Origin of the sequence: Schaalia sp. Marseille-Q2122 (genome assembly GCF_903645355.1) — a bacterium.
GTDB lineage: Bacteria > Actinomycetota > Actinomycetes > Actinomycetales > Actinomycetaceae > Pauljensenia.
The window spans coordinates 154,090-166,943 of the sequence record NZ_CAHJXR010000003.1 but is presented as its reverse complement, the minus strand read 5'-3'; the positions used below and the strand labels follow the sequence as shown (position 1 = coordinate 166,943).

Genomic DNA, 12,854 nt, shown 5'->3' with positions numbered 1-12,854 from the left:
GCTTAAATACTGGTTGACAGACGAGGTGCTGGCTCCGCCGCAGCCGCAACATCACACCACCAATGGGAGGGTTGTTGCAGTTTCTGGGGGCTATGCGGTGTGCAAACTGCAACGCAGTGCGTAAAAATCTGGGCAGGCAGCAACGCAGTGTGTAAAAGCCTGGGCAGGCAGCAACGCAGCCTGGGAAAGTGCGATGCCCATCCGGGGATGAGACGCACCTGCGGCATCACACCACCAATGGGAGGGTTGTTGCAGTTTCTGGGGGCTATGCGGTGTGCAAACTGCAACGCAGTGCGTAAAAACCTGGGCAGGCAGCAACGCAGTGCGTAAAAACCTGGGCAGGCAGCAACGCTGCCTGGGAAAGTGCGATGCTCATCCGGGGATGAGACGCATAAAGCGTGAGGCCCGCGCGTAAAACGCGCGGGCCTCACAGAGCAATGGGCACTCACAGAGCACTCAGTGCTCACGAAAGACTCAGTGATGGTGAAATCACTTGAGGGTGACGGAGCCGCCAGCCTCTTCGATCTCAGCCTTAGCCTTCTCGGCGTCTTCCTTCTTGGCGTTCTCGAAGATGGTGGAGGGAGCGCCGTCGACGAGGTCCTTAGCTTCCTTCAGGCCCAGGCCGGTCAGGTTCTTGACGACCTTGACAACAGCGATCTTCTTGTCGCCAGCGGACTCGAGGACAACCTCGAACTCGGACTTCTCTTCAGCGGCGGCAGCCTCGCCTGCGGCGGGAGCAGCAGCAACGGCCACAGCAGCGGGAGCAGCGGCGGTCACGTCGAAGACCTCTTCGAACTGCTTGACGAACTCGGAGAGCTCGATGAGGGTCATTTCCTTGAAAGCTTCGATGAGCTCTTCAGCGGAGAGCTTAGCCATGGTTGGCATCCTTTCCTATTTGGCCTGCTACGCGAGCAGATTGGGTTGAGTTCCGTCAGGCCGGAGCCTGACCGGGCCTGTCGCGTCAGGCCGCCTGCTCCTGCTTGTCGCGCAGAGCATCGATGGTGCGCACCGTCTTGGACGGAAGCGCGTTGAAAACGTACGCCGCCTGTGCGACCTTGGCCTTGAGAGCACCTGCGGCCTTGGCCAGCAGGACCTCGCGGGACTCGAGATCGGCAAGCTTCTTGACACCCTCAGCGGACAGCTGCACGCCGTCCATGGCGCCGGACTTCAGCACCAGCGCAGGGTTTTCCTTGGCAAAATCACGCAGCGCCTTGGCAGCCTCAACGGGCTCACCGGAGACAAAAGCAATAGCGGTAGGACCGGTGAGATCCTCAGCGAGGAAGTCGAGGCCGACCTCCTTAGCCGCCAGTGCAGCAAGCGTGTTCTTCACCACGGCGTAGTTCGCGTTGTCGCCCAGGCTGCGACGCAACTCCTTGAGCTGCTTAACAGTCAGGCCGCGGTACTCAGTGAGCAGCACTGCGTCGGCTGCGCGGAAACGTTCCACGAGCTCGGCGACAGCAGCCACCTTGTCAGACCTCGCCATGGTCCTCCTTCCAATGTGTGTGCCGCCGGACAATAACGAAAAAGCCCAGCACGCAGGATCGTGCTGGGCTCCGAAGATTCCCTCTACCCCGGATTCTCATCCGTCGATAGTCACTCACCTGCGTCGGTTGCTTTCGCTCTTCGATCCACAGCAGTGGATTCCGACGGTCTCTGGCCCGATAAGGCTAACAGGCCCGACCCACTGGACTCAAGCAGCGCAACTGTGCATCGCGCCACGCCCTCGTCCTTCACGTCAATCGGCAGGCTACGCGGGTGCATACTGAACGCATGACCGCAGGCCCCTCACCAACACACACCACCCGACGGCGTTCGCTTTTTCTCGCCCTGCTCATCCTCGTCCTGACCTTCTTCCTCATTGTGGGCGGCGCATTCGCTTACCTGCGCCACTCCATTAACGCGCAAATCCGCCACATCCCCATCGCTGTCGAGGCCGGCCCCTCCCCCGCCCCACAGTCGGCACGACCCGCCGCCACCCATCCGGCCGTGAATTTCCTGGTTCTCGGCTCGGACTCACGCTCTTCAGGCGGGGACCCGAGTGACTGGCATGCCGGAGCGCAACGCTCCGACGTCATGATGGTCCTTCAGCTCAGCGGCGACCGCAAACGCCTGTCGGTCATGTCCCTGCCGCGCGACCTGTGGGTGGCAATTCCCGGCCACGGAGAAGGCAAGATCAACTCTGCGTACTCCCTGGGAGGGGCAGAACTGGCGATCGACACGGTCGAGGCCGTGGTGGGCTCCCCCATTGATCATTTCGCCATCGTCGACTTTGAAAGCTTTGCGCAGATGACGGACCAGTTGGGTGGGGTGACGGTTCAGACCGTGGATGGCCCGAAACATTTGGACGGGCAGTCGGCACTGGCTTTCGTGCGCGAACGCTACTCGCTACCCAACGGAGACCTGGATCGCGTGCGACGCCAACAGGCGTGGATTCAGGCGATCCTGACGACGATGTTTGACAAGCAAACCCTGCAAAATCCCCTGGCGATGAACGAGATGTTGCAGGCGTTGCTTCAGCATTCGGCCGTGGATGAGGGACTTTCCTTCGATTCCATGGCGGCACTGGCGTTGGAATCGCGCGGCCTGCGGCGCGATGGCATAGTGTTCTTCACGGCACCGATCGCGGGCGCGGGGACCTCCGATGATGGGCAGTCGATTCTCCTGCTCAATACCGACGCGATGAAGGAGTTATGCCAGGCGTGGGCGGAGGATCGCGTGAAGGAATACGTGGCTTCTTCGCCGGATGTGCAGAGGCTGGGCAAGAGCCCGGTTCAGTAGGAGCTTCACAGGCCGGGTCTGGGCGGGGTGGCCCGCTGTGCCGGGCGGCTTTGGGCGAGCAGGCTCGCTGTGCGGGTGCGGCCGGTGGGCGGGTGCACTCGGTGGGCTCGGCGCTCGCTGGGCGGGCCAGCCTGGCGGCCAGCTCGGTTTGACGAGGCCCCCGCGCAGCACCTATCGGCGTCCGCAACGGCGCGCTTTAGGCCCGGTTTCTTGTCTGCCGCGTGCGGCTGGTATTCGCTCCCGTGGCGCCCTTACGTTTCTTCTCGCCTGCCCGGGCGGCCGCATTCTTTGCTGCTTTCCTGCGTCCGACGGGGCGCCCGGCCCACCAGAGGTAGAGGATGACGACGCACAGGCTCAGGAGGAAGAACACCGCCCACCAGGGGAAGAAGGGCACGTCGGGTGGGGAGCCTTTCTGTTCGAGTTCGCGCACGGGTGTGGGGATGACGCGCTCTCCGGTGACGAGGATGCGGTGGCTGTTGATCCCCAGAGGCGTGCAGGTGATGAGGGTGGCGAGGTCTTGGCCTTGCTGGGCGCGAATGGCTTCGGTTTTTTCGGGTTCGATAACTTCGGTGGTGGTTACCCGGTAGGTGAGGACTTCGCCGAAGACCTCGAGGGTGAAGGTGTCGCCCTTGCCGATTTTGTCGAGGTTGGTGAACATCTCTGCTTCGGCGAGGCCGCGGTGGGCGGTGATGACGGTGCGGGTGCCGAGGCCGCCCACGGGCAGGGAGGTACCTTCGAGGTGTCCGGCGCCGCTGAGTAGGGTGTGCTCCGAGGTGCCGTGGTAGATCGGCAGGTCGAGGTGGATTTTGGGGATGCGGATGCGGGCCATGAGGCCCGTCGGCGAGGCTTTGAGCTGGTGGTTGTAGTCCAGCAGTTCGTTGACCGAGGTTCCCGTGCCGCGGGGCTTGTTGGCGTTCGCATCGAGGACGGCGCCAGCGCTGAGGGCGTCGTTGTAGAGCCGGGCTTGGCGGAGTTGCTCGGAGGCTTCGGGTTCGGCGTTATTGACCTGTTCTTCGTAGACGGCGATGATCTGAGATTGGTTGTATTGCGTGACCCAGGCGGCGGCGTCGGGGTAGAGGAACATGCCCACTCCGACGATCGCCATGAATGCGGGGATGAGGGAGATGCGGTTGAGTTTCCAGCGTGGTCTGCGGTGCTGAGCGCCTGGTAGGACGAGGCCGTCGCGCATGGTCCCTCCTTCCGTGGGGTGGCCGGGTGGCCGTTGGATGGCCGGGTGGGCTGGTGGGTAGCCGGGTGGGCTGATGGCCGGGTGGCCGTGGGCTGGTGTGGGCAGTGTGAAGGGTGGAGCCGCAGGGGGCTGCGGCTCCACCCTTGGTCATAGCCCGCTCGAGCAGAGGTCAGCGCGGGCTATGTACTGATGTGGGACGTCTCAGGCCTCAGCGTTGCGCTTGCGGAGCACCATGACGAAGCCCATGGAGCCGAGCACGAGGGCCAGGCCGCCGACCATGAGCAGCACGCGGCCGGAGGCACCGGTCAGGGGCAGCGCAGGGACAGTGACCTTGGTGTTGGAGAGGCTCCAGTCAGCGGTAGGCGAGGTGCCAATATTCACCCAGACGGCCTTCTTCTGAGTGCCGTCGGTAGGCAGGACGAAACCTGCGGGAGCCTTCGTTTCCTCCACAACGTAGCAGGCCTTGTTCTTCGGGGTGGTTTCGCCGGTACCCACCGCATCGTTGCTGTCAAGGAAGAGACCCGCAATTGTTAAGTCTCCACCGTTTTCCGTGGTGAAGGTTGCCTTGCCATTAACAGAGATGGCGTTTCCGTCGTGGGCAGTGTCGGTACAGTTCACCTGGTCGTTGGCCCAGTAGACCTTGAACTCAGCACCATCGAGGCCCGAGTCAACATTGCCCGCGTCGTACTTCTTGATCTTGAGATCGCCCCAGGTGGAGCCGGTCTTGTTCGAGACCTTGAGGGCGGGAACATTTTGCTCCTTCAAAGAAGGTGCTTGACCAGGGCCATTGGAAGTCGCAGGCGTTGCAGGGTTGACTCCTGGAGCAACGTTCGTAGTATCAACTGCAACGTAGGCGACATTCTCAATCTTGGCCTGAGGCAGGGTCTCGACAGTAGCAGTGAGCGTGACAACGATGTTCTTGTTCGCCTTGGCTCGCAGATCCGAAATTCCCTTGGAGGTGAAGTTCACTGCGAGAAAATCCCTATCCTCCGTGTAGTCCACGGTGTATTCCTCATTGAGATCAAAGGTCTCGTTGTCGACCGTGACACTCGCGACCTTGGCCTTGCCTAGTTCGGTAGGCATCTGGTCGAGGATGGAGAAATACTTGAAATGCTGATTGTCCAGCAGGCTAGGAACCTTCGCGGTGATGGTGTACTGGAAGCCGTCAGCAGTCTGGATACCCTTTGCCTGAACCTGGCCGCTCTTAGAGGGAGCTTCAATAACCGTGTTCTTGGGGTAAGAGTGGACCTTATAGATCCACTTCTTAGTAGCGGCATCAGGGCGAGGAAGGGTGACAACAAACGGCGCCGCCTTCGCCACAATATCAACCTTTGTGCCGTTAGCGTTCGTCGCATCCGGCGCGTTCTTTTCACAGACAAGGTAGGCGCCAACCGGTGCCTCAATGGTCACGGTACCGGCAGTGGTAGTGCCTTCGTACTTCTCAGCATCCTTCTGAGTCACAGTAGAACCGAAAGCTGCGAAGTTTGCTGCACCATCAGCACCACAAGCAGTTGCAGGAACATTAAGACCGGAGATGAGGTCCCAGCCTTCCTTCGTGGTCAGGTCAGCATTGATGCGATACATGACGAAGGGGACGTTATTCACGGCAGAGCCGGTGACTCCGGCATCACTCGCTGCGCTCGGTGTTCCACCGAGAGAGCCTGTCTCGAACTTATGGATGGTCAGTGAGGCCTGAGCATTTGCCTGAACATTGCCATATTCCGGCCCTACGAGCGGTCCCTGGTCAGCATGGGCAGCGCCTGCAATGAGGCCGGAAGCGGCCAGAGCAACCGCAGCTGCAGTGCAAACGGTGCGCTTCACAGAGAAGCCTCCGTTCCTGCTCATAATTTTTCTCCTTATTTTTCGGGAGGGAGTTTCCCTCGCCAGTGTGATGGGTTGTGGATTCAGTAGTCACGTGTCGTGAAGATCGGTGATCTATCCGGCATGGCGGCCCCAGCGTCCCACGGCTGCACCACCAGCCACGGACAGTAGAGTGACCATGAGGCCACCGGCCACATAGAGGACGGAGGCAGTGCCTCCAGTGAGAGGAATAGCCACGGGCTCACGCAGCTCATTGACGATTCCTCCAAAGTCCCTTTCAAGGACTTGTCCACTGAAAGTGACGCTCTCTTCCTGCGTACGGAGTTGATACCCCGCAGGAGCTCTACTCTCAGTAAGTACATACCTGCCCCAGGCCAAGTTCCCAATGTCGAAATACCCTGGGCGCGGGTCACGATCAACAAAGTCAACGTTCTGGTTGGAACATGTTTGATCGCGACAATCCGTGATGGTGACGGCCTGGGCATTGTTCGGCCGTTGTAGGGACCATTGCGAACCAGCAAGGGCTGTTCCGTCGGCGGAAATCTTCGACCACTTCAGTACCGCAGGAGTCGGCGTGTACTGGATGGTGCAGATCATCCTGTCTGGAGCTTTCATCCACAGACGCGAGGACTTTCGGTTGAGCTCGAAGCTCGGCGTGACGCCCTGGGGATAGCGCGAATCGAGTCGAACGCTGCAGCGCCATCCTTCGGTGGTGTATCCGGGAACCGGACGGTTGCCCGGTCCATTCGAGGACAGGGCGTACATCAGGAATTGCGCGTGAGTCCAGTCAAATCCGCCAGAGCCTGACAGGCGGTGGACCGGCTGATGCTGACCAACAGGGATGGCTCTCACAGTCCAAGAACTCGGCGACTCAAGGCGATCAGCGTAATGATGCGGATCAACAACCTCGACCACGGTTTTCAGCATAGGAGCGAAGATTTCGACTGCGTAGTCTTCAACCTCGCCGCTTGCCGTGGGGTCAATGGGGGAAAGCGCCCCGTCACCGGGAAGGAAGGCATCTTGGCTATCAGCGGTTCGCAAACGAAGGTAGGAAACGCTATTGGGCGTGTCAACCTCGTTGCGCACAGCGCGCTTGACGTTCCTGGGCACGGCCCACGTCAGCGTCGCTGAACCATTGGTGCAGCGGACTTGATTGCTCTTTTCTGCGTCCTCGAACGTGCCGTTCACGTCCCAGTCAATCCAGCCAGCGACGATCCCATTGCCGCCGCAGGAGACAGTGCGAGAGAGGTTAAGACCAGGAAGGGCGACAAGTTGAAGATCATTGGCGCTCAAAGCGTCGTCACCACTGTCGGCATCCGCTCCGACGCTGTGCTTCTCAGCGTTGTCGTTGCTCGTGTCAGCGCCGAGGCGGAATGTCGCGGGTTGCCTTTCGGGGGCGCTCTGGATGCCGTAAACCAGGTCGTTGGTTCCCTCGACGAGCGTATGGGTACCCCAGTCGGGGCGGTAGAAGGCAACCGGATTGCCATACGAGGCCGGCGCATCACCGAAGTCGGAGGGCACCATGACGCCGACCGCTACCGCCTGAGCGCCGGTGCCGTGCAGCAGCACATTCGCGCTCGTGACGCCCTCTGCGAAGAGGACAGCACCGGGGTTGGTCACGTCAGAGGCTCGGTTCGCCGGGTCGAAGCATTCGGGGCCATTGGGTTGGATGACAAGGGTCTTCTGACTCGTCTGCGAGGAGGCGGTCAAGATACCAAAGGACGAGGTCGCGCCCTCCCGATTGTTTGGCGAGGGCAAGACTGGCATCTGCCCCGCCTGCGGAACGCAGAAGGGGCTCCTAAATTGATCGAGGACGCGCCACTGCACATCAGCGGCAGTGGTCACCTGGACTCGTTCAGAGACGGAGGCGCCGCTACGCATAATACCGTTGCTCGCAGTCTCAGCATCAGCAAAGACAAGCCCGTCGATGGGGAAGGAGCGGGGATTGCCGTAACGATTCTGACCGGTCTTGCTCCACACTGCTGCTGTACAGGACAGATCGAAACTTGGGGTTGAGCCATCGCCGGGTCGCCAGCCCACTTGGTTGGGGGAGACGTTTGCCAAGCCAATGACGAGCTGATTGGCCGCGTTGAAACCGCCAACGCTGTAGAGGTTATCGAGAAAGTCACGATGCCATGCACCTGGGACTGATGCGACAAGGGGCGCGGTCTTCCGAACGGATATTGCTGAACTCGTGGCGGCGTGGCTGAGGTTGCGGACCACACAGCTTGTCACCACTCGATAGTCCTGACCGACGTCCTTACGGTTATGCCGAGTCTGAGAGGTTACAGGGGTACGGGCAGCGTGGGAGGCATCGCCTGCATATCCGGGATCAAGAACGATGGTCCGAGGATCAATGTGGTTGCGAATATCGTTCTGAGGGATCCCCGGGAAGCGGGGGGCACCTTGTGCGTCGTAATCATCGCGATTCGCCCACTGCATCCACTGAATGAGGTCCTTGAAACGGCCAGAGCCATTATTGGCGAAGAGTGCCTCGGGGATTGAGGGATCGTTGGCATCTGCCGATGTCGGAGCATTATTGGTTGCTGCGCGCAGAGCGGTGCGCATTGGTGCTGGCTGAGGTGAAATACCCTCAGGGTCGGACGGAGCAATACCCTCTTTATCCGTCTCTAACGTGGGATCCGATTCTTTCCTCTCAGGATCGGATTGAGGATCTTCCGCACCATTATCCGCAGTCTCAGAGGTGTGAGGTTGGGGAAGATTCGAATGCGGCATTTCGCTGGACTGCTCGCGGTCAGGATGGGCTACTGATTCTGTCGCGACGGCGTGTTCTGCATCAGTGGTGGAAGAATCATCAGTGGTGCCCGTGAGGCCTTGTGCCTGAACAGTATTGAGTGTCAGGACGGCGGCACTGACGGCTGCGATAAGGAAGGCAAATGATGAGCGCCTTTTGACAGGACTCACTCTTCCCCTTCCTACTTGAAATCTAGGCAGGGTTCGTTGTCAACGCATGCGCCAAGCACACGGTCCTGCTCATCTGATGCTGATGGAATAGCGTCATCTTATTGACCAGCAATATCTAAAACAAGTGGTGAAGTTCACTTTTTTCCCAGGGCCCTTTAGGTGCGCAATCAGATAAAGCTGAATAGCCTGGAAAAATGCTGACAAATCCGCAATGATCGATCCTCAATATCCCGATATGACTTTCTACACAATCGGTAGATTGTACCATTCTGTCTAACTATTGAATTTCCTGTGGTGATCCTTCAACACAGCTCAGCATCCCCTCCCCCACAGCCACCAATATTCCATCAATCAAGAAGGCGCCGCTCCCACGCAGGGGAGCGGCGCCTTCAACACCCTATAGGGCAACCTGAAATCAGGAAGCATCCTCAGAGGTGAGGTTACGAGTCTTCGTAACATCCACAGGGATACCCGGACCCATGGTGGTAGCCACGGTGCCCTTGATGATGTAACGACCCTTAGCGGCGGTCGGCTTCAGACGCAGAACCTCTTCGAGAACAGCAGCGTAGTTCTCGGTGAGCTGCTCAGAAGTGAAGGAAGCCTTGCCAACAATGAATGCCAGGTTGGCATGCTTGTCGACGCGGAACTCGATACGACCACCCTTGATCTCACGGACAGCCTTAGCGGTATCCATGGTCACGGTGCCGGTCTTGGGGTTAGGCATGAGGCCACGGGGACCGAGGACGCGGCCCAGGCGGCCGACCTTGCCCATGAGGTCGGGGGTAGCAACAGCAACATCGAAGTCGGTGTAGCCAGCGGCCACCTTCTCGATCAGCTCGTCGCCGCCGACCTCGTCAGCACCGGCGTCAAGGGCTTCCTGCGCGCGCTCGCCAACGGCAAAGACCAAGACCCGAGCGGTCTTGCCGGTGCCGTGCGGCAGGGTGACGGTGCCACGAACCATCTGATCAGCCTTACGAGGGTCAACGCCCAGACGGAAGGTGACCTCAACAGTCGAGTCAAACTTGGTGACGGTGGTTTCCTTGGCCAGACGCATGGCGGCCAGGGGAGCGTAGATCTCGCCGGCGTGGATCTTCTCCGCGGCGGCGCGGTAGCTCTTAGAGCGCTTAGGCATTCTGCTTATCTCCTTGCAGTCGTGGTAATCCGGGCAGCGCATGCCCTACCACTTGGGGGTTGATGAGGTCGAGATCAGTCTTCGACGGTGATGCCCATAGAACGGGCAGTGCCAGCGATGATCTTCTCAGCCGCATCGAGGTCATTTGCGTTGAGGTCAACCATCTTGGCTTCAGCGATCTCACGAGCCTGAGCGCGGGTGATCGAGCCAACCTTGACAGTGTTGGGGGTTGCCGAAGCCTTCTGCAGGCCAGCAGCCTTCTTGATCATCTCAGCAGCCGGAGGCGTCTTGAGAACGAAGGTGAAGGAGCGGTCTTCGTAAACCGTGATCTCAACGGGGATGATGGAGCCACGCTGGGCTTCAGTCGCAGCGTTGTAGGCCTTGGTGAACTCAACAATGTTCACGCCGTGCTGACCAAGCGCGGGACCAACAGGCGGAGCAGGGGTAGCTGCGCCTGCAGGGATCTGCAGCTTAATCAGGCCGGTGACCTTCTTCTTAGGTGCCATGTGATTCGGGTCTTTCTTCTACTTCCATGCCACGGCGGATACCGCAGCACACTATGCATAGCCAGCCGCCCGCGTCGCCCTCGTCAAACAACGAAAGCACGCAAGGCACACTGGTGCCATACACAAATGGTCATCTTACCGCGCACCCCACACTCTCCCCAAGTCCGGGTGCGCGACATCACGTTACTGGGCAGAATGTCCGCCCAGCGTCGGCAAATGGCCCCGAAAATACCTCCCCGACAGGCAGAGGCAGGGCGCCAGAAGACGACGACACCGCAATTACGTGACACTTGTTGCGCAAAGGAGCAGTTGCGACCTTAGGTGACGGGTATAAGCGTCACCTCATGCAACAAGTGCACCACAACCACGCCTACCGCCCGCCGCAAGCCCGCGACAGGCAAGGCCCAACAACTCCACTCCACACAACGCCCCTTCAATACAGCTGCGCTCCCTCCATACAGCTGCGCACACTCAATACAGCTATGCCCCCGAATGCGATCGCATCCGGGGGCACAACCTCAGTCAGTATCAGGCTCAAGCAGAAGGCTCACACGCAGAAACCCCAGGCAAGAGCACACGACAAGAGCATCACATACGACGCTCTCCTCAGAGAATCACTTCTCCAGCTTCTCCACCTGATCGAAGGAAAGCTCCAGCGGAGTCTCACGCTCGAAGATGGTAACAAGCACCTTCAGCTTCTGAGTCTCAGGCATGATCTCTGAAATAACAGCCGACATCGCCTCGAAGGGGCCATCAATAACGGTGACGACCTCGCCCACCTCGAAGTTGACCTCGATCTCCTGAACAGGCGCAGGACCCGTCTTCGCCTCGACAGCAGCTTCCTCCATGACATTGGGGGTCAGCAGCATGACAACCTCGTCAATGGTCAGCGGCACAGGATTGTGCTGGTCGCCCACGAAGCCCGTCACAGCCGGAGTATCCTTCACGACACGGTAAGCCTCTTCAGTGAACTCCATGCAGACAATGACGTAGCCAGGAATGCGCACGCGACGCACGCGCTTCTTCTGCGAGCCACGGAAATCCATGACGTACTCGTCAGGAACCTCAACACGGTAGATCTGCTCTTCCATGTTCTGGGTCTGAATACGCTGCTCCAGGTTGGCCTTGACCTTACGCTCGTGGCCCGAGTAGGTGTGCAGCACGTACCATTCGCCCGGCTGGAGCATGAGGTCCATACGGAGCTTCTCCACCGGATCCATCGCAGCCTCTTCGAGGACGACGGTCTCTTCAGCGACAGCTTCCTCAGCTACAGCCTCGTCAACCGAAGCCTCGGTAGCCTCAGCCTCGGTCGCCTCAGCCTCGGTCGCCTCCTCGACAGAGTCAAGCATCTCCTCAACGGCTTCCTCAGCCATGAACTCTTCGCTCACAGTTACCCTCCTAGTTCAGCTCGCGCGTGAGAATCGCGAGCCCGAGCCGTGCAAGCCCCCTGCCGGTGGCCGCCCGTTCCCCACCACAGATGGGGTGAAATTATGGAAAAAAATCCGCCTACAGTGTCCTGTAGGCGGTGTCTTTTTGGCGTTCAGCCGAAGACCAATGCATTCAGTTTACCGAATGCGAAGTCAAGAAGTCCTGTGTAGGCCATGATGACCGCCACAAAAACGATGACGACCACGAAGTACGTCCAGGTTTCCTTCGACGTCGGGTAGGTGACCTTCTTCAGCTCGGAAACGATCTGGGTCAGGAACAGCCAAATACGACGGAAGAAATTCGGAGTTTCCTCAATGGGATGCTCAGCTTCGGCGCGAGTGCGGGTCGGAGCAGCCTTCGTGCGGTCCTTGCGCACGGGTGCATCACCAGCGTGAGCCTCAGTCATGGCATTCCTCCGTGTCGTCGTGAGCGTCTCTACAATGAACACTCGCTTAGATATGACTGGCAGGGCAGGCGGGACTCGAACCCACAACCGCCGGTTTTGGAGACCGGTGCGCTACCAATTGCGCCACTGCCCTACGCTCGATCAAGAATCATCTTGAACCAGCTCGATAGAGTCTAGGGGAATCCCTGGCCGAATGTCCAACTGACCCCATTTAAGGGACACACATCACTGTCCAAACACTCCGCTGCCCCCGAAACTCTTGCGGCGGGCGCCTCGTCGGAAAGTAATGGCACACCCCGGCGCTACCGGTATGGGCCAACACCATCGGTACGGATGAGCGCCACCGGTACATGGCATACTCCATACCAACAACGCCAAACCCTACCCACGGCGCCGAACTGTACCCACAACAACACCCCAAGCAGCAACCGGTGCACCCAAGCTCCGCACGGCAGACACCTCGCCAAACAGCACCGGCACACCCCGGCGCTACCGGTATGGGCCAACACCATCGGTACGGATGAGCGCCACCGGTACATGGCATACCCCCTACCAACAACGCCAAACCCTACCAACGGCGCTGAACCGCACCCGCAGCATTGGCACACCCCGGCGCTACCGGTATGGGCCAGCATCATCGGTACGGATGAGCGCCACCGGCACATGGCA

The 12,854-nt window shown here is 59.6% G+C and carries 10 protein-coding genes and 1 tRNA gene; 1 reads left to right on the top strand and 10 read right to left on the bottom strand.

All coding sequences use genetic code 11. The annotated features are described in order from the left end of the window. Positions 1–489 precede the first annotated feature (489 nt). Both rplL and rplJ read right to left on the bottom strand, forming a co-directional pair. Positions 490–876, bottom strand: coding sequence for a 50S ribosomal protein L7/L12 (rplL, locus tag HWX48_RS03235; protein WP_175954609.1), 387 nt, complete (start codon positions 874–876; stop codon positions 490–492). Between the two features lie 85 nt (positions 877–961). After that, the gene (rplJ, locus tag HWX48_RS03230) at positions 962–1,483 is read right to left on the bottom strand and encodes a 50S ribosomal protein L10 (protein ID WP_175954607.1); all 522 of its coding nucleotides are present in this window, start codon (positions 1,481–1,483) and stop codon (positions 962–964) included. 272 nt (positions 1,484–1,755) lie between these two features. On the opposite strand from rplJ, the gene HWX48_RS03225 reads away from it, so the two are divergent. Beyond that, on the top strand, positions 1,756–2,778 hold the full coding sequence (locus HWX48_RS03225) for an LCP family protein (RefSeq protein WP_175954605.1): 1,023 nt from the start codon (positions 1,756–1,758) through the stop codon (positions 2,776–2,778). Positions 2,779–2,974: 196 nt separating this feature from the next. On the opposite strand, the gene HWX48_RS03220 is transcribed toward HWX48_RS03225, so the two are convergent. The 8 genes from HWX48_RS03220 to HWX48_RS03185 form a co-directional block, all read right to left on the bottom strand. Continuing rightward, a complete protein-coding gene (locus tag HWX48_RS03220; RefSeq protein WP_175954603.1) occupies positions 2,975–3,967 on the bottom strand; it encodes a class C sortase in 993 nt (330 codons plus the stop codon). Between the two features lie 201 nt (positions 3,968–4,168). Further along, positions 4,169–5,812: a SpaH/EbpB family LPXTG-anchored major pilin gene (locus tag HWX48_RS03215; RefSeq protein WP_175954601.1), complete on the bottom strand. Its 1,644-nt coding sequence runs from the start codon at positions 5,810–5,812 to the stop codon at positions 4,169–4,171. 90 nt (positions 5,813–5,902) lie between these two features. Beyond that, positions 5,903–8,713, bottom strand: a complete 2,811-nt coding sequence (locus tag HWX48_RS03210; protein ID WP_175954599.1) for a CshA/CshB family fibrillar adhesin-related protein — start codon at positions 8,711–8,713, stop codon at positions 5,903–5,905. Between the two features lie 415 nt (positions 8,714–9,128). Further along, positions 9,129–9,845 carry a 50S ribosomal protein L1 gene (gene rplA, locus HWX48_RS03205; protein WP_175954598.1) on the bottom strand — a complete coding sequence of 239 codons (717 nt, stop codon included), beginning with the start codon at positions 9,843–9,845 and terminating at the stop codon, positions 9,129–9,131. Between the two features lie 74 nt (positions 9,846–9,919). After that, positions 9,920–10,351 (bottom strand): 50S ribosomal protein L11, encoded by a 432-nt coding sequence (gene rplK, locus HWX48_RS03200; protein ID WP_124869589.1) that lies wholly within the window; start codon positions 10,349–10,351, stop codon positions 9,920–9,922. A 614-nt stretch (positions 10,352–10,965) separates the two neighbouring features. Continuing rightward, positions 10,966–11,700 carry a transcription termination/antitermination protein NusG gene (gene nusG / locus HWX48_RS03195; RefSeq protein ID WP_254872957.1) on the bottom strand — a complete coding sequence of 245 codons (735 nt, stop codon included), beginning with the start codon at positions 11,698–11,700 and terminating at the stop codon, positions 10,966–10,968. Between the two features lie 191 nt (positions 11,701–11,891). Next, positions 11,892–12,185: a preprotein translocase subunit SecE gene (secE, locus tag HWX48_RS03190; protein ID WP_175954596.1), complete on the bottom strand. Its 294-nt coding sequence runs from the start codon at positions 12,183–12,185 to the stop codon at positions 11,892–11,894. A 57-nt stretch (positions 12,186–12,242) separates the two neighbouring features. After that, positions 12,243–12,318: transfer RNA gene (locus HWX48_RS03185), tRNA-Trp, on the bottom strand. Between the last annotated feature and the right edge of the window lie 536 nt (positions 12,319–12,854).

What these genes read in the sequence shown, in the direction of transcription:
- rplL (WP_175954609.1), bottom strand. Translation starts at nt 876, where the DNA reads ATGGCTAAGCTCTCCGCTGAAGAGCTCATCGAAGCTTTCAAGGAAATG.
- rplJ (WP_175954607.1), bottom strand. Translation starts at nt 1,483, where the DNA reads ATGGCGAGGTCTGACAAGGTGGCTGCTGTCGCCGAGCTCGTGGAACGT.
- HWX48_RS03220 (WP_175954603.1), bottom strand. Translation starts at nt 3,967, where the DNA reads ATGCGCGACGGCCTCGTCCTACCAGGCGCTCAGCACCGCAGACCACGC.
- HWX48_RS03215 (WP_175954601.1), bottom strand. Translation starts at nt 5,812, where the DNA reads ATGAGCAGGAACGGAGGCTTCTCTGTGAAGCGCACCGTTTGCACTGCA.
- rplA (WP_175954598.1), bottom strand. Translation starts at nt 9,845, where the DNA reads ATGCCTAAGCGCTCTAAGAGCTACCGCGCCGCCGCGGAGAAGATCCAC.
- rplK (WP_124869589.1), bottom strand. Translation starts at nt 10,351, where the DNA reads ATGGCACCTAAGAAGAAGGTCACCGGCCTGATTAAGCTGCAGATCCCT.
- nusG (WP_254872957.1), bottom strand. Translation starts at nt 11,700, where the DNA reads ATGCTTGACTCTGTCGAGGAGGCGACCGAGGCTGAGGCGACCGAGGCT.
- secE (WP_175954596.1), bottom strand. Translation starts at nt 12,185, where the DNA reads ATGACTGAGGCTCACGCTGGTGATGCACCCGTGCGCAAGGACCGCACG.